This is a genomic window from Aeromonas sp. QDB18 (assembly GCF_027705325.1).
Taxonomy (GTDB): Bacteria; Pseudomonadota; Gammaproteobacteria; order Enterobacterales; family Aeromonadaceae; genus Aeromonas; species Aeromonas caviae.
The window spans coordinates 25,984-45,908 of sequence record NZ_JAPDBQ010000001.1 but is presented as its reverse complement, the minus strand read 5'-3'; the positions used below and the strand labels follow the sequence as shown (position 1 = coordinate 45,908).

The 19,925-nt window shown below is 58.3% G+C and carries 19 protein-coding genes; 14 read left to right on the top strand and 5 right to left on the bottom strand.

The window, feature by feature from the left end; genetic code table 11:
* The first annotated feature begins 159 nt into the window (after window positions 1–159).
* The 3 genes from OKC30_RS00195 (at window position 160) to OKC30_RS00185 (ending at window position 1,895) form a co-directional block, all read left to right on the top strand.
* Window positions 160–495 carry a YqcC family protein gene (locus OKC30_RS00195; RefSeq protein ID WP_010673392.1) on the top strand — a complete coding sequence of 112 codons (336 nt, stop codon included), beginning with the start codon at window positions 160–162 and terminating at the stop codon, window positions 493–495.
* Window positions 495–1,271, top strand: coding sequence for a tRNA pseudouridine(65) synthase TruC (gene truC, locus OKC30_RS00190; RefSeq protein ID WP_324046314.1), 777 nt, complete (start codon window positions 495–497; stop codon window positions 1,269–1,271). Before OKC30_RS00195 ends, truC begins: the two co-directional genes overlap by 1 nt.
* Before the next feature lie 183 nt (window positions 1,272–1,454).
* On the top strand, window positions 1,455–1,895 hold the full coding sequence (locus OKC30_RS00185; RefSeq protein ID WP_041214685.1) for a flavodoxin: 441 nt from the start codon (window positions 1,455–1,457) through the stop codon (window positions 1,893–1,895).
* A 71-nt stretch (window positions 1,896–1,966) separates the two neighbouring features.
* Here the strand turns inward: OKC30_RS00185 and OKC30_RS00180 are convergent, their stop codons facing one another.
* Window positions 1,967–2,107 (bottom strand): hypothetical protein, encoded by a 141-nt coding sequence (locus tag OKC30_RS00180; RefSeq protein WP_223933241.1) that lies wholly within the window; start codon window positions 2,105–2,107, stop codon window positions 1,967–1,969.
* Window positions 2,108–2,422: 315 nt separating this feature from the next.
* Here OKC30_RS00180 and OKC30_RS00175 point away from each other — a divergent pair, with 315 nt between their 5' ends.
* The 3 genes from OKC30_RS00175 (at window position 2,423) to ptsG (ending at window position 6,612) form a co-directional block, all read left to right on the top strand.
* Window positions 2,423–3,673 (top strand): maltoporin, encoded by a 1,251-nt coding sequence (locus tag OKC30_RS00175; protein WP_223933239.1) that lies wholly within the window; start codon window positions 2,423–2,425, stop codon window positions 3,671–3,673.
* 77 nt (window positions 3,674–3,750) lie between these two features.
* Window positions 3,751–4,749: a MalM family protein gene (locus OKC30_RS00170; RefSeq protein ID WP_223933237.1), complete on the top strand. Its 999-nt coding sequence runs from the start codon at window positions 3,751–3,753 to the stop codon at window positions 4,747–4,749.
* Window positions 4,750–5,178: 429 nt separating this feature from the next.
* Window positions 5,179–6,612, top strand: a complete 1,434-nt coding sequence (gene ptsG / locus OKC30_RS00165; RefSeq protein WP_223933235.1) for a PTS glucose transporter subunit IIBC — start codon at window positions 5,179–5,181, stop codon at window positions 6,610–6,612.
* A 163-nt stretch (window positions 6,613–6,775) separates the two neighbouring features.
* On the opposite strand, the gene OKC30_RS00160 is transcribed toward ptsG, so the two are convergent.
* From OKC30_RS00160 to map, 4 genes are all read right to left on the bottom strand, one after another.
* The gene (locus OKC30_RS00160; protein WP_039039426.1) at window positions 6,776–7,159 is read right to left on the bottom strand and encodes a DUF3461 family protein; all 384 of its coding nucleotides are present in this window, start codon (window positions 7,157–7,159) and stop codon (window positions 6,776–6,778) included.
* A gap of 274 nt (window positions 7,160–7,433) precedes the next feature.
* Complete coding sequence (gene dapD, locus OKC30_RS00155) at window positions 7,434–8,261, bottom strand: 2,3,4,5-tetrahydropyridine-2,6-dicarboxylate N-succinyltransferase (RefSeq protein WP_010673400.1); 828 nt, start codon at window positions 8,259–8,261, stop codon at window positions 7,434–7,436.
* Between the two features lie 178 nt (window positions 8,262–8,439).
* Window positions 8,440–11,082, bottom strand: coding sequence for a bifunctional uridylyltransferase/uridylyl-removing protein GlnD (glnD, locus tag OKC30_RS00150; protein ID WP_270661427.1), 2,643 nt, complete (start codon window positions 11,080–11,082; stop codon window positions 8,440–8,442).
* Between the two features lie 64 nt (window positions 11,083–11,146).
* Window positions 11,147–11,935 (bottom strand): type I methionyl aminopeptidase, encoded by a 789-nt coding sequence (gene map, locus OKC30_RS00145; protein WP_010673402.1) that lies wholly within the window; start codon window positions 11,933–11,935, stop codon window positions 11,147–11,149.
* A 358-nt stretch (window positions 11,936–12,293) separates the two neighbouring features.
* On the opposite strand from map, the gene rpsB reads away from it, so the two are divergent.
* From rpsB to rseP, 8 genes are all read left to right on the top strand, one after another.
* Window positions 12,294–13,022 carry a 30S ribosomal protein S2 gene (rpsB, locus tag OKC30_RS00140; protein WP_010673403.1) on the top strand — a complete coding sequence of 243 codons (729 nt, stop codon included), beginning with the start codon at window positions 12,294–12,296 and terminating at the stop codon, window positions 13,020–13,022.
* 104 nt (window positions 13,023–13,126) lie between these two features.
* Window positions 13,127–14,008: a translation elongation factor Ts gene (tsf, locus tag OKC30_RS00135; protein ID WP_270809508.1), complete on the top strand. Its 882-nt coding sequence runs from the start codon at window positions 13,127–13,129 to the stop codon at window positions 14,006–14,008.
* A 71-nt stretch (window positions 14,009–14,079) separates the two neighbouring features.
* The gene (gene pyrH, locus OKC30_RS00130) at window positions 14,080–14,814 is read left to right on the top strand and encodes a UMP kinase (RefSeq protein WP_010673405.1); all 735 of its coding nucleotides are present in this window, start codon (window positions 14,080–14,082) and stop codon (window positions 14,812–14,814) included.
* 95 nt (window positions 14,815–14,909) lie between these two features.
* Window positions 14,910–15,467, top strand: coding sequence for a ribosome recycling factor (gene frr, locus OKC30_RS00125; RefSeq protein WP_010673406.1), 558 nt, complete (start codon window positions 14,910–14,912; stop codon window positions 15,465–15,467).
* A 72-nt stretch (window positions 15,468–15,539) separates the two neighbouring features.
* Complete coding sequence (gene uppS / locus OKC30_RS00120; RefSeq protein ID WP_039039427.1) at window positions 15,540–16,316, top strand: polyprenyl diphosphate synthase; 777 nt, start codon at window positions 15,540–15,542, stop codon at window positions 16,314–16,316.
* A gap of 27 nt (window positions 16,317–16,343) precedes the next feature.
* Complete coding sequence (locus tag OKC30_RS00115) at window positions 16,344–17,201, top strand: phosphatidate cytidylyltransferase (RefSeq protein WP_039039428.1); 858 nt, start codon at window positions 16,344–16,346, stop codon at window positions 17,199–17,201.
* A gap of 67 nt (window positions 17,202–17,268) precedes the next feature.
* A complete protein-coding gene (ispC, locus tag OKC30_RS00110; RefSeq protein ID WP_042864260.1) occupies window positions 17,269–18,465 on the top strand; it encodes a 1-deoxy-D-xylulose-5-phosphate reductoisomerase in 1,197 nt (398 codons plus the stop codon).
* Window positions 18,466–18,541: 76 nt separating this feature from the next.
* Entirely contained in the window at window positions 18,542–19,894 is a 1,353-nt protein-coding gene (rseP, locus tag OKC30_RS00105; RefSeq protein WP_270661441.1) for a sigma E protease regulator RseP, read from the top strand.
* Window positions 19,895–19,925 lie beyond the last annotated feature (31 nt).

Genomic DNA, 19,925 nt, shown 5'->3' with positions numbered 1-19,925 from the left:
GGGGGCTGCACCAGATAGCCAGAGGCGGTGATGCAGGGGATGAAGGTGACGGCAACATGGCAGCCATTGCGGGGTCGGTGTATAGTAGCGCCCCTTTTTGATGGCCGTATTGAGTGGGGCCCCGTCGCAGACCGGGCCCGCGATGAGGAAGTGAGCGAGATGAATCAATATCTGCTGGTTGCCGGTCTGCTGGGAGAGCTGACTGCCGAGTTGCAACGTCTGGAACGCTGGCAAGCCGACCATCCGGGGAGCGAGGCGCTGGCAAGCGAGCTGCCGTTTTGTGTCGATACCCTGAGTTTCGATCAGTGGCTGCAGTTCGTGCTGATCCCGCGCATGGAGCAGCTGGTGCTGCTGCAGGCTCCGCTGCCGACCAGCGTCTCCCTCTATCCCATGGCGAGTGAGGTCTATAAAGAGGAGCTGGCGGAGGTCGAGGCCCTGCTTCGTCTGATCGCCCGTTTCGATCTGCTGCTCTCCGGCAAAGTGGTCGAACAATGATGGACGAGCAGACCCGGACAGCGGATGCCTTGCAGCCGACTCTGCTCTATCAGGATGACTGGCTGGTGGCGGTGAACAAACCGTCCGGTCTCCTGGTGCACCGCAGTTGGCTCGACAAGGCCGAGACCCGTTTCGCCATGCAGATGACCCGGGATCTGATCGGGGGTCGTCATGTTTACCCCGTGCACCGACTGGACAGGCCCACTTCGGGTGTGCTGCTGTTTGCTCTCGATCCTGCCGTGGCCCGTACCCTGACCGAGGCCTTTGCTGCCCGTCAGGTCCACAAGGAGTACCTGGCACTGGTGCGGGGATGGGCCCCCGAAGAGGGGCTCATCGACTATCCGCTCAAGGAGCAGCTGGACAAGATTGCCGATGCCTTCAGCGACCCGGATCGCCCCGCCCAGGAGGCGGTGACCGCGTTTCGTCGTCTGCATCAGGTCGAGCTGCCCTTCGCCGTCTCCAAGAAGCATCCCACCAGTCGCTACAGCCTGGTCCGCCTCTTTCCCAAGACGGGGCGCAAGCACCAGCTGCGCCGCCATCTGGATCACCTGTTTCACCCCATCGTTGGTGATACCACCCACGGGGATGGCCGGCACAACCGCTTCTTTCGCGAGCACTACGGGTGCGACCGCCTGCTGTTGATCGCGCACCGTCTGAGCTTCGAGCATCCGGTGCTCAAGGTGCCGATGCGGATCCAGGCGCCCCTGGGCCCCGAGGTGCTGGGTCTGTTCGCCCGTCTGGGCTGGCCTGCCAGCGAGCAAGACTACGGCGCCTGAGCCTCTTTCCATCTGTTGCCTCTGACAGGGCTGTGGCATGCTGTAGCCCAGGTACGTCAGAGGAATGACTTATGGCTCAACGAGATATCGCCTGCGCAATCGCGTGCCCCCGCCCGTTCAGGGGGGCTCTTCCTACCCATCCCGGTCTTGCCGGGCCCAATGTCTGTCCCTGAGGAGTCGCTGATGGCCGAGATCGACATCCTGGTCGGCACCGTCTACGGCTCTGCCATGCTGGTGGCCGAGACCCTCTCTGATCACCTGCAAGCCAATGGCCATGTCTGCCAGATCTTCGATGACGCGGCGCTGACCGACATCGATGCCTCACGCTTTCTGCTCATCGTGACCGCCACCACGGGGCAGGGGGATATACCGCCCAATTTGCAGCCCTTTGCCAGTGCCCTGGCCGATCGTGCTCCTTATATGAAGGGATGGCGCTATGCCCTCATCGCCATGGGAGACAGCAGCTATGAACACTTCTGCGGAGCGGGGCGAACGCTGGATGCCCTGTTGCAGGAGCTGGCTGCCGAGCCACTGGTTGTGCACCTGGAAATCGATGCGACGGTAGAAGATGAGCCTGAAGTGGCAGCGCTGGCCTGGTTGAAAACCTGGGAAAATAGACTGTAGCCAGCCCCTTCTACCCGAGAATAAATTCACCTCCGTGAGTGTGCTGACGGGGGTGTTTTGTTTTTGGGGCGTCACGCCTCAGCCCCCAAATATATCCTCTCTTTCGTCCGGTTATTTTTCTCGCCAATGATGATAACCGGTTGGCCATATTCATCATCACCCACGACAAATTGAAAAATTAAAAGTTCCACATTGAAAGCGATTTCAGTCATGTTTTTGCTACTGCGACACGGATTTGTCACTTAACTCTCGTCGCGAATTAATATTTGAAAGCGCTTTCTTTGGTGTTGTTGCTCCTCTTTTTGTTGTTCATGGGGTTTTTAATGCCATAAAATGAAAATTTATTGGGTTGTTGTTGCTGCGGTTGTGGGTGGCGTGCGATTTGTCATCGTTTTGTGAATCAGCTCATGTTTGCAGGGAATTTGGGTACCTATAATCGACCTCGGTTATCACCAAAACGTTTTTCCGGTGATAAGAACTTGAATATCAGGATCACACTCCTCTCAGCGGGAATAAGGAAAATGAAAATGAAAGCAAAGTGGCTCCCGATCGCTGCAGCAGTAACCGCAGCCCTGGCTTCCCAAGCCGCCTTCGCCGTTGATTTCCACGGCTACATGCGTTCAGGTGTCGGTGTTTCCGACAATGGTGATTTGCAGATCAATGCCAAAAACAAAGTTGGTCGTCTGGGTAACGAAGATGATACATATGGCGAGATCCAGCTGGGGCAGGAAGTTTACAACAAGGACGATAAAACCTTCTATGTAGACTCCATGTTTACCATGAAGACTGATTTCCAGAGTCGCGATTGGGAAGATACATCTAGCGACGCATCGAACTTTGCGCTGCGCCAGTTTAACGTACAAGCCAAAAACCTGTTTGGTGGCGGCGAAACTCTCTGGGCTGGTAAGCGTTTCTATCAGCGTCATGACATTCATATCTCCGATACCTACTACTGGGATGTATCCGGTGCCGGTGCTGGCATTGAGAACATTTCCGTGGGGCCCGGCAAGCTCTCTGTTGCGGTTACTCGTAATGACCCGTGGGAAGCCGTGACCGGTAGCAGTGATACTATCGATACCAACGTCTTTGATATTCGTTATGCGGGAATTCCGCTGTGGACTGATGCGACATTGGAAGTTGGTTATGACTTTGCAATGGCCAATCCGACCGACGAGCAAGACCAGCTGAACCCGGATATCAATGACGGCCACATGCTGACTGCCGAACTCACTCAATCTATGCTGGGTGGTTTCAACAAGACTGTAGTTCAGTACTTTATTGATGGTCTCGCTGCTCAAGGTGTCAGCTATGGCTCTGGTTCTGGTAGCGGTCTGCAGTCTAATTCCAGCAGCGGTGATGGCTTCCGGATCATCAACTGGGGTGTTCTGCCCGCCGGTGAGAAAGTTGAGTTTGGCCATCAGCTGATTTACGCACAGGCTAGCGATTTTACTGAATGGGGCACCCAGTACGACGACAAAGATACCTTCTCTGTTGTTGTTCGCCCGATGTATAAATGGACTGATGTCATGAAGACCATTGCCGAAGTGGGCTACTTCAAGGATCATGAAACTCAGAAGGGTGCATCTGAGACATCTACTGATGGTAGCAAGTTCACTCTGGCACAGGCTTGGTCTGCGGGTTCTGGCTTCTGGGCTCGTCCTGAAATTCGGGTATTTGCCTCCTATGTTCAGCAAGATGGGAAATTCCGTACTGATAGCAACGGAGTTAATCAAGACGATGCTTGGAACTTCGGTGTACAAGCGGAAGCTTGGTGGTAATCTCACCATCACCTGATATCGAGTCGCCCCCGCTTGTCGGGGGCTCTTTTTTTCAAGATGGCGTGTAGGGCTTACAGATGAAATATACCAAGGTAGCGTTGACGGTTTTGTGTTCCACTTTGATGACGGCATGTACGTCTCTTGAGGAAACTGTAGCTCCCACCCAGGAGTACAAGACTATCCTCGATAGTCGTTCCAATGCACTGCAGCAGCTTGGTGCTGCAAGTGTGTGCTGTAACAGCCTTAGTGGTTTGACGTATCAGCCGCTGACAGCTGACCAGAAGCGTATTGTGGCCATTGATGGCAACTCTCCGGTGTTCACCTTCCCAGAAGGGAAGAGCTATTTTGCTGCTTTCAAGTTACCGAGCAACTCAGGCGATCTCAAAATTACCGTAGCGGGTCTGATCGATAAGACATTGTTCAACCCCACGGTGTTGCTGCTGGACTCCCAGTTCAAACCGACCCGTACCATAGGGTCAGACATCATTACCTACAAGCCTGCGCGCATGTTGGATGGGGACCGGGTAGAGGGGGTCTTTACCGTCGATCGTTCCTATGTCGGCAACCCAAACAACGAATCTTACATGGTGATCTTTACCACACAGGCAACCTTGAGCCAGACCACGCAAGCCATGAGCCCATCCAAGCTGATGGCAAAGTCCTTGAGTGTGCAGGACTATGGTGCCAAGGATCCATTGATCCCTCACTCCGCATGGGGGGTGCTCACGCTTGAAGTAGAAGACATGAGCGCGAGCAAGTTGGGCGATAACTTCTATAAACCGGTTTACCAGGAAGCAATTGATGCTAGTACACCAATCGTGAACCCGACGCCGAACAAGTTGACCGTGCCGGCTGCGACGGCGGCCACCACGGCAGCCGTTGCCGCAGCGCCGAGCAAGCCGGCTCCCGCCATGCTGAGCGAGACCGAGAGCTTCTACAACGCCCAGATCGAGAAAGCGGTGAAGGCCGGTGATATCGACAAGGCGATGCAGCTCGTGAATGAAGCCGAGCGTGCCGGTTCAACCAAGGCGAAATCGGTCTTTATTGATGCAGTGAAACGTTCACAGAAGAACTAAATATCTCGGTTTATTAAAATCGATATTTATTGGAGGCTTCCCTTGTTGGAGGCCTTTTTAATCGGTAGACTGGATAATATAAATCCGCAATAAGTTACATTTAGTTACAGTGGGTATCGTTGGGTATTATTTGGTTTCTTTGTGATTTATTTTGAAGTGATTTATTTCTTTTTGCGGCGAAGCTATAACAATACGAAATAATATTCAAGACAGTCCCCTCTCTGCTTATTTATTATCTTGTGATCTCTCCTCCAAATTTATTATTCCCTTGTTTCCGACAGAGGCATTTCCACCTCCGCTGGGTTATATTCTGCTGGTCAAAATAAGCAACCCGGAAAACGCATTTGGCGCAGTGACGGATGAAGCACATCGTCATCAATAAACTGCCCTGAGTCGTTGTCGGAAAAAAATCCATTCAGGAGCGCACACATGTTAAAAAATGCTTTCTCTAATCTGCAAAAGGTCGGTAAGGCGCTGATGCTGCCCGTATCGGTCTTGCCCGTTGCAGGTATTCTGCTGGGGGTGGGTGCTGCCCACTTCAGCTGGTTGCCGGAAATCGTCTCCCAACTGATGGAGCAGGCCGGTGGTTCCGTATTCGGCCAGATGGCTCTGCTGTTCGCCGTGGGCGTCGCCCTTGGCTTCACCAATAACGACGGTGTTTCCGGCCTGTCCGCCATCGTCGGCTACGGCATCATGACCGCCACCCTGACTGTGATGGCGCCTGTGATGGGTGTCGAGAAGATCGATACCGGTGTGCTGGGTGGTATCCTCGCCGGTGGCGTGGCTGCCTGGGCGTTCAACCGCTTCTACAAGATCCAGCTGCCAGAGTACCTCGGCTTCTTCGCTGGCAAGCGCGCCGTGCCCATCATCACCGGTTTTGTTTCCATCGGTCTGGGTGTCGTGCTCTCCTTCATCTGGCCGCCGATTGGTGGTGCCATCGGTGCCTTCTCCGACTGGGCTGCCAACCAGAACCCGGTCCTGGCCTTCGGTATCTACGGCGTGGTTGAGCGCTCCCTGATCCCGTTCGGTCTGCACCACATCTGGAACGTGCCGTTCTTCTATCAGGCTGGTACCTGCGTCAACGCCGCCGGTGAAACCGTACACGGCATCATGACCTGCTTCCTGACTGCTGATGACGTTTCCCGTGCTGCCGGCAACGGCTTCGGTCAGCTGGCGGGTGGCTACCTGTTCAAGATGTTCGGTCTGCCTGCTGCCGCGTTTGCCATTGCGCACTCCGCCAAGCCGGAAAACCGCGCCAAGATCGTAGGTATCATGGCTTCTGCTGCCCTGACCTCCTTCCTGACCGGTATCACCGAGCCTATCGAATTCTCCTTCCTGTTCGTGGCCCCGGTTCTGTACGCCATCCACGCCCTGCTGGCCGGTCTGGCATACGTGCTGACCAACATGCTGGGTGTCGTTCACGGTCACACCTTCTCCAACGGCTTCATCGATTTCGTGGTGCAATCCCCGCGTGCCGACAACATGCTGCTGCTGGTGGGTCTGGGTCTGGTCTACGCGGTCATCTACTACGTGGTCTTCACCGTGGTCATCCGTGCCATGAACCTGAAAACCCCGGGTCGTGAAGACGAAGCTGCCCAAGAGTCCTCTGCCGGTCAAAGCAAGGACGAGATGTCTGCTGCACTGGTCTCCGCCTTCGGTGGCAAAGAGAACATCACCTCTCTGGACGCCTGCATCACCCGTCTGCGTGTCGGTGTGAAGGATGTGGCCAAGGTTGACCAGGCTGGTCTGAAGAAGCTGGGCGCCGCCGGTGTGGTGGTGGCGGGTTCCGGTGTACAAGCCATCTTCGGCACCAAGTCCGACAACCTGAAAACTGAAATGGACATCTGGATGAAGAGCAACTGATTGTCGCTCCAATATCCGAGTTCCGAAAAGGGAGGCGCAAGCCTCCCTTTTTGCTGGGTTGCGTTTGGTGGCGGGACATGTGCGGGGGCTTTCCTGGCGGCGCCAGCATGGTGTGACCCAATGAAAAAGGCGCCCCTGGGCGCCTTTGCTGCATCAGACCGGCTTAAAGCTTTTCGAGATCCCGTTCTATCTCGCTGATCTTGTTCTGCACCACTTTTTCCAGATGACGCAAGTCGCGCAGTATTTTCTGCTTGATGTCCGGATCGGCGGAAGGCTGGCCGCCCTGGGTCAGATTGTCCAGCTCATCCACCACGTATTTGAGGTTGGCGTTGATCTCGGTGACATCTTTGTACTCATGGGTCCCCGAGTCGACCAGCATGGTCTTGCGCTGGCGGGGGTATTTGAATTTGACGCTCTTGGCGAAGAATTCACCCTTCTGCTTCTTGAAATAGATCTTGAGGATGTCGTGGTTGGCTTCCTGGCGCAGGGTGTAGCTGTCCACCGAGGTGGGTTCCTGGATCCCCAGGCTCTTGAGATTCTCGTACATCGGGCTTCCTTGGTTTGAAACGATCCTGACCCCTCTATCTTACCCGAGTCCGGACGCCTTGCCTGTGACAGGCGCGCCAAATTCAAATTGGTGTCAAAAAGGTCTTCTTTAATCAATGAGCCAAGGGGAGGGGTGAACGCCTTGCCAGCACTGCCATAAGCGGTATCGTCTCATGGGGGGGTGCAGTGCTGGTGGGGCAGGGGAGTTGGCGTCCACCCATGAGAGCGGGCATGAAAAAGGGCACCAGAGGTGCCCTTGATGACATCGGCGTGGATTACTCGTCGATGGAGCGCAGCAGGGCGTTGATGCCGACCTTGGCGCGGGTCTTGGCATCCACCTTCTTGACGATGACGGCGGCGTAGAGGCTGTACTTGCCGCACTTGGAGGGCAGGGAGCCGGAAACGACCACGGAGCCGGCCGGGACGCGGCCGTAGTGGATTTCACCGGTTTCGCGGTCATAGATGCGGGTGGACTGGCCGATGAAGACCCCCATGGAGATGACGGAGCCCTCCTCGACGATCACCCCTTCAACCACCTCGGAACGGGCACCGATGAAGCAGTTGTCTTCGATGATGGTCGGGTTGGCCTGCAGTGGCTCCAGTACGCCGCCGATGCCGACGCCGCCGGAGAGGTGCACGTTCTTGCCGATCTGGGCGCAGGAGCCCACGGTGGCCCAGGTGTCGACCATGGTGCCTTCATCGACGAAGGCGCCGATGTTGACGTAGGAGGGCATCAGCACGGTGTTCGGGGCGATGAAGGAGCCTTTGCGCGCGGTCGCGGGCGGCACGACGCGTACACCGGCAGCCTTGAACTGCTCTTCGGTGTAGTTGGAGAACTTCAGGGGAACCTTGTCGTAGTACTGGGCATCGTCGCCCTTGATGATGCCGTTGTCGTTGATGCGGAAGGAGAGCAGCACGGCCTTCTTCAGCCACTGGTGGACGACCCACTCGCCGGCAATCTTCTCGGCAACCCGGGCTTTGCCGGAGTCCAGCAGGTCGATGGCTTCCAGAATGGCGGCCTTGGTGGCGGCATCGACGGAGCCGGGGGTGATGGAGTCACGGCGCTCGAAGGCCGCTTCGATGGTCTGTTGCAACTGGGTCATGACAGGTTTCCTTTATAAAATTCTGTTTGTTGTATCACACTTTTCCAATCGTTTTTAAGGGCTCTCGCCGATTTCTTCAGAATCAGGGCGATTTATTGTACTTGAGTGGTCCAACCATTTGTTCTGATTGAGGAATCAATACGTCAAAAAGCCTCTTTCGAGGCTTCATCCGAGCGTGTCAGGCGCTCTCGCCAAGCGGTTCCTGGGGGTTGAGCTGATTGACCAGCCTCTCCTCGAGGGCTTGCTGCTCCTCCGGGTTCAGCGGCTCTCCGGCCAGGGTGGTGAGGCTGAAGAAGTCCTCCACCCGCTCACCGATGGTGGTGATCTTGGCGGCATGGAGGGAGAGGCCGCACTGCTGGAACACGGCACCGATACGGGCCAATAGGCCCGGAGTGTCCAGGGCCGTCAGCTCCAGCAGGGTGTGGCGGTTTTCCCCCTTGTGGGGCAGGAAGACCACCCTGGTCGGCACGCTGAACTGGCGGTGGCGTCTGGACAGGGGCTTGCTGCGCAGCACCAGCTTGCCCGGCTCCTGAAGGGCTTTCTCCAGCGCCTTCTTGATGGTGGCGGTACGGTTGGGGCTGATGGGCTCGCCGTTCGGTTCCAGCACGATGAAGGTGTCGAGCACGTAGTCGTTGCGCGAATTCATGATCTGGGCGTCGTGGATGCTGAGGTTCTTCTGATCCAGTGCCGAAGCCACGGTGGCAAAGAGGTTGGGGGTATCGCGGCAATAGATGAACACCTCGCTACCGCCCCGTATGGGATGCTTGCCGATGAGCACCAGGGGGGCCGGGTTGTCACCGTGGGCGATGATCTTGCGGCAGTGCCAGGCGATCTGCTCCGGGCTGTGGCGCAGGAAGTAATCGGCCTTGAAGTCGTTCCAGAGGGCGGTGACCGCCTCCTGTGGCACCTCGCGCTGGGTCAGGATCTGCCTGGCCTGGCGCTGGTTTTCACGGATCTTGAGGCGCATGTCCGGCGGGTTTTCCAACCCCTGGCGCAGGGCCTTTTGGGTGGCGAAGTAGAGTTCGCGCAGCAGGGTGCCCTTCCAGTCGTTCCACAGACTGTCGTTGGTGGCACAGATGTCGGCCACGGTCAGGCAATAGAGCAGGTCGAGGTGCAATTCATCCCGCACCTTCTGGGCGAAGTCGGTGACCACGTCCGGGTCGTAGATGTCGCGGCGCTGGGCGGTGACCGACATCAGCAGATGGTGGCGCACCAGCCAGGCGACCAGTCGGCTCTCGTAGCGATCCAGCCCGTGCAACTGGCAGAACTCCAGCGCATCCACGGCCCCGAGTTCGGAATGATCGCCACGCCTGCCCTTGGCGATGTCGTGGAAGAGGGCGGCGATGCTGAGCAGCTCGGGCTTGCGCAACTGGGTGAACACCTCGTGGCAGAGCGGGTGAGTCTGGCGGCTGGCTGGATTCGGGAAGCGATGGATGTTCTGCAGCAGCCGATGGGTGTGCTCGTCCACCGTGTAGGCGTGGAACATGTCGAACTGCATCTGGCCGACGATGAGGTTCCACTGGGGCAGGTAGGCCGCGAGGATCCCGTACTTGTGCATCAGGGTGAGCGGCTGGCCGATGCCGTTGGGGTGGCGCAGGAGCGCCATGAAGAGACGACGGCACTCGGGTAGATCTTGCAGCCAGCAGTTGAGGGTGCGTCTGGCCTCGCGCAACTGGCGCAAGGTGGCGGAGTGGATGCCGGCAATCTCCGGGTGCTGGGCTATCTGGTAGAAGAGTCGCAGGATGGCGGCAGGATCCCGGCCGAACAGCTCGGAGTCCACCGCATCGATGAGGCGGCCGCGCAGCTGGAATTCGTCGCTGATGCGGCGCATGTCCATGGCGGTGTTGCCAAGAATGGCCTCGTCAAAGAGTTGCAGCAGCATCTCGTTGAGCTCGGCCACCCGTCGCACCGTCTGGTAGAAGCGCTTCATCATCTGCTCGACCGGGCCGTTTCCTTCCCCCTCGAACCCCAGCATCTGGGCCACGGTGCGCTGGCGGTCGAACAAGAGGCGGTTGTCCCCCTTGTTGATGGCCATGTGCAGGGCGAAGCGCACCTTCCACAGGAAATTCTGACAGTCGAGCAGCTCCCGGTACTCGGCCCGGTTGAGAAAACCGTGGCTGGTCATCTCGAACAGGGTGGTGGCGCCGAAGTGGCGTCGGGCGACCCAGGCCAGGGTCTGGATGTCGCGAAGACCCCCGGGATTGTTCTTGAGATCCGGCTCCAGCTTGTAGGCGGTGCCGAGAAACTGCTGGTGGCGCAGGGCCTGCTCTTCGCGTTTGGCACGAAAGAAGGCTTCGCTCGGCCAGAAGTGCTGGGGCTGGGTGGCCGCCTGCAACTGCTCGAATCCCACCAGGCGACCCGTGATGTAACGGGCCTCGATGAGGTTGGTGGCAACCGTGATGTCGTTGCGACCCTGCTCGATGCACTCGGCCACGTTGCGCACCGCCTGGCCCACCTCCAGCTTGAGATCCCACAAGAGGGTGATGAACTCGCCGATGCGAAGCCCCAGCACCTCGTCCAGTTCATCTCCTTCGTAGAGGATCAGCAGGTCGATATCGGAGTGGGGATGGAGTTCGCCGCGGCCATAGCCGCCTACCGCGATCAGGGTGAGCTCGGTCCTGTCGAAGCCGAACTTGTGCCAGAGCCTGGTCAGCAGCGCGTCCATGTATTCGGAGCGGGTGGCCACCAGTTCGATGATGTTGTCACCGGCGTCGAAACGCTCATGCAGCCAGGCGAGAAAGCGGCTCAGATACTCCTTGCAGTTGTCACGGGTGAGCTGATCGTCTGGGAGCAGATGGGGAGAAAGCAGGCTGGCATCCATGGCATGTCACACTCTCGGTCGGGCCGGGTAAAGAGCAACCCCGGCGCGCGGCCGGGGTTGAATGTCAAACGTGGCGGATAAAACGCTCGATAGTGTCGTCGGGGCGCAGGGTCAGGACCTCGCAGCCATCCTCGGTCACCAGCAGGGTGTGCTCCCATTGGGCGGAGTCGCCGCCGTCCTTGGTGGTCACGGTCCAGCCATCCTTCGGATTGACCTTGCAGTGGTACTTCTTGCTGTTGACCATGGGCTCGATGGTGAAGCACATGCCCGCTTTCAGCTCCAGCTTGCCGCCGTTGCGGTAGTGGAGTATCTGCGGCTCTTCGTGGAACTCGGCACCGATGCCATGGCCGCAGTAGTCGCGTACCACGGAGAAGCCTGCCTGCTCGACGATGGGCTGGATGACAGCGCCGATCTCGGTGATGCACATGCCCGGGCGCACCCGCTTGATGGCGGCATAGAGGCTATCCTGGGCCACCTTGCAGAGCTGGCGGCGCAGGGGGGTGGTCTGGCCCACGATGAACATGGCGGAGGTATCGCCGTGATAGCCATCCTTGATGACGGTGATGTCCAGATTGATGATGTCCCCTTCCCGCAGCTTCTTGTGGTTCGGGATGCCATGGCAGATGACATCGTTCACCGAAGTACAGATGGACTTGGGGAAGCCGTGGTAATTGAGCGGCGCGGGGATGGCCTGCTGCACGTCGACGATGTAGTCGTGGCAGAGGGTATTCAGTTCGTCTGTGGTGACGCCCGCCTTGACGTGGGGGGCGATCATGACCAGCACGTCGGCGGCCAGCTGGCCGGCGACACGCATTTTTTCAATCTCTTCCGGTGTCTTGATTTTAATGGACATGGGATCTCTCTTGGGGCCTGATTGCGCATCCTGCCGATGCCCAACAACCAGGTAATGAAAAATAGATGCGTTTGCAATCAGGGCGAAATTTTATCCCCAACCCCCGTTTACTTCCAGTGTGATCGTCATCGCAACGTCATCAGGCGGTCGCACCATGGTCCGGGATCCATTTTTAGCACCCGGGCTGGTGGTGTCATGACCAAAGTTATGGTATAAAGCGCGCCGGAATGGGGAACTCGTGTCCTCATACCATCACCCTTACTCAACAACACACACACATCGACACATATGCCGGGGTGCCTTAACGGGTCGGTTATATGGGATGTGTGGAGGCCTAACCCCAATACAGAGGTATAAAATGGCTAAAGTTTCTATGCGCGACATGCTGCAAGCCGGCGTTCACTTCGGTCACCAGACTCGTTACTGGAACCCGAAAATGAAGTCCTACATCTTCGGCGCCCGCAGCAAAGTTCACATCATCAACCTGGAAAAAACCGTTCCGATGTTTGACGATGCCATGAACTTCATCAGCTCCGTAGCTGCCAAGAAAGGCAAGGTACTGTTCGTAGGTACCAAGCGTGCCGCGTCTGAAGCCGTCAAAGAAGCCGCTGAGCGTTGCGACCAGTTCTATGTTAACCACCGCTGGCTGGGCGGCATGCTGACCAACTGGAAAACTGTTCGTCAGTCCATCAAGCGCCTGAAAGATCTGGAAACCCAGAGCGAAGACGGTACCTTCGACAAGCTGACCAAGAAAGAGGCGCTGATGCGTACTCGCGAAATGGAAAAGCTGGAGAAGAGCCTGGGTGGTATCAAGAACATGGGCGGCCTGCCTGACGTTCTGTTCGTTGTCGATGCCGACCACGAGCACATCGCTATCAAAGAAGCCAACAACCTGGGTATCCCGGTAGTTTCCATCGTTGATACCAACTCCAACCCGGACGGCGTTGACTATGTCATCCCGGGTAACGACGACGCTATCCGTGCCGTACAGCTGTACCTGAACGCTGCTGCTGACACCGTTCTGGAAGCCCGCGAGCAGGACATCGTTGTTCAAGCCGAACAAGATGGCTTCGTTGAAGCTGAGTAATTGATAAGGACTGAAAAGCCCTTATTAACCAAGCTGATGTAATTGGTTAGCAGGGGCCCTTGTGGCCCCTGTTTCTTGTCAATTCAAGACCGAGGATACTGGACATGGCAAACATTTCTGCCGCCCTGGTAAAAGAACTGCGCGAGCGCACCGCCGCTGGCATGATGGATTGCAAAAAAGCGCTGGAAGAAGCCAACGGTGATATCGAGCTGGCTATCGAGAACATGCGTAAATCCGGTCAGGCCAAGGCCGCCAAGAAAGCTGGCCGTATCGCCGCTGAAGGTGTGATCTTCGCCCGTACCGAAGGCAACGTTGCCGTCATGATCGAGCTGAACTGCGAGACTGACTTCGTTTCCAAGGATGCCGGTTTCCTGGCCATGGGTCAGAAGATCGTCGAGATCGCTGCCACCCAGAAAATCGCTGACGTTGACGCGCTGAAAGCCGCCGACTTCGGCAACGGCGAGTCCGTCGAGCTGACCATCACCAACCTGATCGCCAAGAACGGTGAGAACATGAACCTGCGTCGCGTGATGCTGGTTGAAGGTGACAACCTGGGCACCTACGTTCACGGCTCCCGCATCGGTGTTATCACCAAGCTGGTTGGCGGTACCGACGAGCTGGCCAAAGATCTGGCCATGCACGTTGCTGCCAACAGCCCGCAATTCGTCAAACCGGAAGACGTGTCTGCCGAAGTCGTTGCCAAAGAGCGCGAAATCCAGATCGACATCGCCATCAACTCCGGCAAGCCGAAAGAGATCGCCGAGAAGATGGTTGAAGGCCGCATGAAGAAGTTCACCGGTGAGGTTTCCCTGACTGGTCAACCGTTCGTGAAAGATCCTTCCATGACCGTTGCCGAGCTGCTGAAGAAAGAAGGCGCTGACGTTGTTTCCTTCACCCGTTTCGAAGTGGGCGAAGGCATCGAGAAGCAAGAGACCGACTTTGCTGCTGAAGTAGCAGCCCAGATCGCGGCCGCTCAGAAGGCCTAATCGAACCGGTTTTTCCGTTTCCCCAGACCGCGACTTATGTCGCGGTCTTTATATGACCAGGAATCAGTGACATGAGTACCAATCCCAAGCCTGCATACAGACGTGTTCTTCTGAAGTTGAGTGGTGAAGCCCTGCAAGGATCCGAGGGTTTCGGCATTGATCCGGCGGTGCTGGAACGGATGGCCCAAGAGATCAAAGAGCTGGTTGAGCTGGGTGTTCAGGTCGGTCTGGTCATCGGTGGCGGCAACCTGTTCCGTGGTGCCGGCCTTGCCAAGGCAGGCATGAATCGCGTGGTGGGTGACCACATGGGCATGCTGGCGACCGTCATGAACGGCCTGGCCATGCGTGATGCCCTGCATCGTGCTTATGTGAATGCCCGCCTGATGTCGGCCATCTCCCTGCAAGGGGTCTGCGACTCCTACAGCTGGGCCGAAGCCATCAGCCAGCTGCGCGCCGGCAAGGTGGTGATCTTCTCTGCCGGTACCGGCAACCCCTTCTTTACCACTGACTCGGCAGCCTGCCTGCGCGGTATCGAGATCGAAGCCGACGTCGTGCTGAAAGCCACCAAGGTCGATGGCGTGTTCACCGATGACCCGGTCAAGAACCCGGATGCCGTGCTCTATCAGGAACTGAGTTATGATGAAGTTCTTGAAAAAGAACTCAAAGTGATGGATCTTGCTGCTTTTACCCTGGCCCGCGACCACGATCTGCCGATCCGGGTGTTCAACATGAACAAACCGGGCGCGCTGCGCCGCGTGATCATGGGTGAGCCGGAAGGTACCCTGATCCACCAGGCCAGCAAGTAAGGCAAGTGTGAGCCCCAGGCTCGCTTGTCCATTACGCCAGTCAACAAGATAGATACGAGCCGCCTGTCGGCTCGTTCGCCAAAAGGAAAACCACTGTGATCAACGAGATTAAAAACGACGCCAAGGACCGCATGGGCAAAAGCGTAGAGTCGCTGAAGACCCAGATGTCCAAGATCCGTACCGGCCGTGCTCACCCGAGCCTGCTCGACGGCATCCAGGTGGAGTATTACGGTGCTGCCACTCCTCTGAAGCAGTTGGCCAACGTGGTGGCAGAAGATGCCCGTACTCTCTCCATCTCCATCTTCGATCGCTCCATGATCCAGGCGGTGGAAAAAGCCATCCTGACCTCCGATCTGGGCCTGAACCCGTCCAGCAACGGCCAGACTCTGCGCGTGCCGCTGCCGCCGCTGACCGAAGAGCGTCGCCGTGATCTGACCAAGATCGTCCGTGCCGAAGCCGAAGGTGCCCGGGTTGCCATTCGCAACATCCGTCGCGATGCCAATGCCGACCTGAAAGCCCTGCTGAAAGAGAAAGAGATCTCCGAAGACGACGACCGTCGCGCCCAGGAAGAGATCCAGAAGCTGACCGATACCTTCATCAAGCTGGTGGATGACGCCCTGGTTGTGAAGGAAAAGGAGCTAATGGAAATCTAAGCCTCCGACAGGTATATTACGAGCGCCGTGTAGTGCCCCTGCACGGCGCTTTTGTCTTTGTGGGAGAAATGAATGTCGCTTTTGGCAGCGCTAGGCGATAGCGCCAGCTCGTCCTTGCCCCGTCACGTCGCCATCATCATGGATGGCAATGGTCGCTGGGCCCAGAACCGCGGCAAGATGCGGGTTTCCGGGCACAAGGCGGGCGTGAAATCCGTGCGTGAGGCCGTGGCCTTTGCCGCCCGTGCCAAGATGGAGGCGCTGACCCTGTTTGCGTTTTCCAGCGAGAACTGGCGCCGTCCGGAAGGGGAAGTCAACGCCCTGATGGAATTGTTCATGACGGTGCTGGGTCGCGAGGTGAGCAAGTTGCACAGCAACGGCATTCGCCTTCGGGTGATTGGCGACACTGCCCGTTTCAGCGAGCGGCTGCAGGCCAAAATCGCCAAGGCCGAGGCCCTGACCGCCAACAATCAGGGATTGACCCTCAATATCGCCGCCAACTATGGCGGTCAGTGGGACATCGCCCAGGCGGCCCGGACCCTGGCACGGGCCGTGGCTGCGGGTGAACTCGATGCCGAGGCGGTCGATGAGGCGGCATTGGGTCGTCATGTCTGCATGGCTGATCTGCCCCCCGTGGATCTGTTGATCCGCACTGGCGGGGATCATCGCATCAGCAACTTTGTCCTGTGGCAGCTCGCCTATGCCGAACTCTATTTTACCCCGGTCCTGTGGCCTGATTTTGACGAGGCCGAGTTCAGTGGGGCAGTTGCCTCCTTCGTTGCTCGCGAGCGTCGCTTCGGGTGTACGGGTGAACAGATCCGGGAATTGATCGCCGCGCAACAGACCGGCTAAACCCCGCTCCCAAGAGAGAGGTTTCTTTTGCTAAAACAACGAATTATTACCGCATTACTGTTAGTACCCCTGGTGTTGGGGGCGCTGTTTTTTCTGCCGTTGAAATTCTTTGCCCTGCTCGCCGCCCTGGTCTTTCTGCTGGCCAGCCGTGAGTGGAGTGCCTTCGTCACTGCCCAGCCGCAACAGTGGTTGCCGCTGGTGTTCTGTCTGCTGCTGGGGGCCAGCCTCTTCTGGGTGCCCGTGGAGCAACTCTGGATCCCCCAACTGCATCCGCTGGTGATGGGCGTGCTCTGGACCGCTGTCAGCTGGTGGCTGCTGGGGCTGCTGCTGGTGCTGCGCTACCCGCAAAGTGCCAGGCTGTGGCGTGAATCCATCTGGCTCAAATCCCTGTTCGGTCTGGTGACCCTGGTTCCCTTCTTCTGGTCCCTGGTGGCCATTCGCGGTTACAACTTCTACCACGACCCCATGATGGGAGCCTGGATACTGCTGTTCGTGATGGGACTGGTCTGGGCGGCAGATTCTGGCGCGTATTTTTTCGGCAAGGCGTTCGGCAAACACAAGCTGGCACCGGCCGTGAGCCCGGGTAAAACCATCGAAGGCATGCTGGGTGGGCTGTTTACCGCCAGCCTGCTGGCCATCGGCGTGACCTGGTTCATGGGCTTCGTGCCTGCCAAGATGGGCACCGTGCTGCTCTGTTCTCTGCTGGCGGTGCTGGCCTCCGTGCTCGGCGATCTGGCCGAGAGCATGTTCAAGCGGGAAGCCGGCATCAAGGATTCCGGCACCCTGTTGCCGGGCCATGGGGGCATTCTCGATCGCATCGACAGCCTGACGGCGGCGCTGCCCGTCTTCCTGCTCAGCTACCTGTTGCTCGGTCCGGAGTTTTGATGTTTCGCGCACTGATGATCCCGGGAGCGTCCCGCTCCATCAGTCTGTTACCCAATCAGGAGTCTTGATGCAAAACCTGGTGATCCTGGGAGCGTCAGGCTCCATCGGTCAGAGCACCCTCAAGGTACTGCGCCACAACCCCGGGCGCTGGCAGGTGCTGGCGCTGACCGCTGCCCGCAGCGTGGATGCCATGCTGCGCGACTGTCTCGAATTCTCCCCCCGGTTCGCCGTCATGGTGGACGAAGGCGCCGCCAGCGATCTGGCGGGTCGGCTCAAGGCTCACGGCAGCACCACCCGGGTGTTGTCCGGTCAGGCAGCCCTGTGCGACGTGGCTGCTCACCCCGATGCCCACAGCGTGATGGCGGCCATTGTCGGTGCGGCGGGTCTGGCACCCACCATGGCTGCCGTGCGCGCCGGCAAGCGCATTCTGCTGGCCAACAAGGAGGCGCTGGTGATGTCCGGCGCCTTCTTCATGGAGGCGGTGCGCGAGCACGGTGCCGAGCTGCTACCCATCGACAGCGAACACAACGCCATCTTCCAGTGCCTGCCGGTCGACGTGCAGCGCCAGCCCGGTTTCTGCGATCTGGCCGGGGCGGGGATCAGCAAGATCCTGCTGACCGGCTCCGGCGGACCTTTCCGCTATGCCGATGTGGGTGAACTGCACCATGTCACCCCGGCGCAAGCCATTGCCCATCCCAACTGGTCCATGGGGGCCAAGATCTCGGTGGACTCCGCCACCATGATGAACAAGGGGCTGGAGTACATCGAGGCGCGCTGGCTGTTCAATGCGGCCCCCGAGCAGATCCAGGTGGTGATCCACCCCCAGTCCGTCATTCACTCCATGGTGCAGTACAAGGATGGCTCCGTGCTGGCCCAGCTCGGCAACCCGGACATGTGCACTCCCATTGCCCACGCTCTGGCTTATCCGGAACGGATTGAGTCCGGTGTGGAACCTTTGGATTTCTTCAGTGTCGGAGAGTTCAGCTTTATCCGGCCCGACTATGAGCGCTATCCCTGTCTGGCGCTGGCCATGAGGGCGTGCCAGCAGGGGCAGGGGGCGACCACCTCCCTCAATGCCGCCAACGAGGAGGCCGTCGCGGCTTTTCTTGCAGAGCGGATCGGATTTATGGATATTGCCAGAGTCAACGAATCCGTCATGGCCGAGCTGGGCAGCAGTGCTGCCGGCTCTCTGGCGGATCTCATCGCCCTGGACGGTACGGCCCGAGCCCGTGCCCAGCAACTGATAAAGGAGCTTGCCGTATGAACGGACTGTGGTGGCAGCCAGCCCCTCTCCATGCTCTCGAGCGCAGGACTGGACATGACCGCGAGGTACGCGGCTGATGGGCGGGCTTCTGTGGAATATCGGCGCCTTCATCGTGGCCCTCGGGCTGCTGGTGGCGGTGCATGAATTTGGCCACTTCTGGGTGGCTCGTCGTTGCGGCGTCAAGGTGGAGCGCTTCTCCATCGGCTTTGGCAAGGCCATCTGGCGTCGCCTTGGCAAGGATGGTACCGAATACGTGCTGGCCCTGATCCCCCTTGGCGGCTACGTCAAGATGCTGGATGGCCGGGTCGACGCACTCAAACCTGGGGAGGAGGTGCAGGCCTTCAACCACAAGAGCGTCTGGGCCCGGATGGCCATCGTCGCGGCCGGCCCCATGGCGAACTTCGTGTTCGCCCTGTTCGCCTTCTGGCTGATGTTCATGATAGGGGTGCCGAGCGTCAAACCCGTGGTGGGCGAGGTGCGTCCCGCCTCCATCGTGGCAGAGGCCGGCATCCTGCCAGGCATGGAGATCGTCGGCGTCGGCGGCGAGGAGACCGGTGACTGGGAGAGCGTCACCTACGCCCTCATCAGCCACCTTGGCGATGACTCGGTCCAGCTCAAGCTCAAGGCGGCCAACACCAGCTATGCAGTGGACAAGACCCTGCAGCTGGCAGGTTGGAAATTCGATCCGGACAAAGAGTCACCCATCGGGAGCCTCGGGATAGTGCCCCTCGGTGGCAAGGTGCTGCCCGTGGTGGAGGCCGTGGTACCGTCGAGCGCCAGCGAGAAGGCCGGCCTTCAGATAGGGGATCGCATCAAGGGGGTCGATGGAGAGGCCATCACCGAATGGGCCCAGTTTGTCGAGCGTGTCCAGCAGTCACCGGCGCAGCCGCTGCAGGTGACGGTGGAGCGCGGGGGAAGCGAGATGACCCTGACCCTGACCCCGGATGGGAAGAAAGTGAAGGGCCAGCTGGTCGGTTTTGTGGGCTTGTCGCCGCAACTGGTTCCATTACCGGATGAGTATCGAACTCTGTTACAGTATGGGCCTTTGCAAGCCCTGTGGCATGGGGTCCAGAAGACCTGGAGCCTGATCACCCTGACCTTCGACATGATAGGCAAGCTGATCGGTGGCATTGTCTCTTTGGACAACCTGAGCGGCCCCATCTCCATCGCCAAGGGGGCCGGCAGCAGCGCCGATTACGGGTTGGTCTATTTCCTCGGATTCCTGGCGCTCATCAGCGTCAACCTGGGGATCATCAACCTGTTCCCCCTGCCGGTGCTCGATGGTGGCCATCTGGTCTATTTCCTCATCGAGGCGATCACCGGCAAGCCGGTATCGGAAAAAATTCAGGAAGTTGGGTTCAGGATAGGCGCCGCCATTCTGATGTTACTGATGGGCATTGCGCTGTTTAATGATTTCGCTCGCCTCTGAGGCCAGAGCATCAACAAGGACACATAAGAAC

Coding starts and splice junctions, on each gene's coding strand:
- OKC30_RS00195 (WP_010673392.1), top strand. CDS start 160: ATGAATCAATATCTGCTGGTTGCCGGTCTGCTGGGAGAGCTGACTGCC.
- truC (WP_324046314.1), top strand. CDS start 495: ATGGACGAGCAGACCCGGACAGCGGATGCCTTGCAGCCGACTCTGCTC.
- OKC30_RS00185 (WP_041214685.1), top strand. CDS start 1,455: ATGGCCGAGATCGACATCCTGGTCGGCACCGTCTACGGCTCTGCCATG.
- OKC30_RS00180 (WP_223933241.1), bottom strand. CDS start 2,107: ATGACTGAAATCGCTTTCAATGTGGAACTTTTAATTTTTCAATTTGTC.
- OKC30_RS00175 (WP_223933239.1), top strand. CDS start 2,423: ATGAAAGCAAAGTGGCTCCCGATCGCTGCAGCAGTAACCGCAGCCCTG.
- OKC30_RS00170 (WP_223933237.1), top strand. CDS start 3,751: ATGAAATATACCAAGGTAGCGTTGACGGTTTTGTGTTCCACTTTGATG.
- ptsG (WP_223933235.1), top strand. CDS start 5,179: ATGTTAAAAAATGCTTTCTCTAATCTGCAAAAGGTCGGTAAGGCGCTG.
- OKC30_RS00160 (WP_039039426.1), bottom strand. CDS start 7,159: ATGTACGAGAATCTCAAGAGCCTGGGGATCCAGGAACCCACCTCGGTG.
- dapD (WP_010673400.1), bottom strand. CDS start 8,261: ATGACCCAGTTGCAACAGACCATCGAAGCGGCCTTCGAGCGCCGTGAC.
- glnD (WP_270661427.1), bottom strand. CDS start 11,082: ATGGATGCCAGCCTGCTTTCTCCCCATCTGCTCCCAGACGATCAGCTC.
- map (WP_010673402.1), bottom strand. CDS start 11,935: ATGTCCATTAAAATCAAGACACCGGAAGAGATTGAAAAAATGCGTGTC.
- rpsB (WP_010673403.1), top strand. CDS start 12,294: ATGGCTAAAGTTTCTATGCGCGACATGCTGCAAGCCGGCGTTCACTTC.
- tsf (WP_270809508.1), top strand. CDS start 13,127: ATGGCAAACATTTCTGCCGCCCTGGTAAAAGAACTGCGCGAGCGCACC.
- pyrH (WP_010673405.1), top strand. CDS start 14,080: ATGAGTACCAATCCCAAGCCTGCATACAGACGTGTTCTTCTGAAGTTG.
- uppS (WP_039039427.1), top strand. CDS start 15,540: ATGTCGCTTTTGGCAGCGCTAGGCGATAGCGCCAGCTCGTCCTTGCCC.
- ispC (WP_042864260.1), top strand. CDS start 17,269: ATGCAAAACCTGGTGATCCTGGGAGCGTCAGGCTCCATCGGTCAGAGC.
- rseP (WP_270661441.1), top strand. CDS start 18,542: ATGGGCGGGCTTCTGTGGAATATCGGCGCCTTCATCGTGGCCCTCGGG.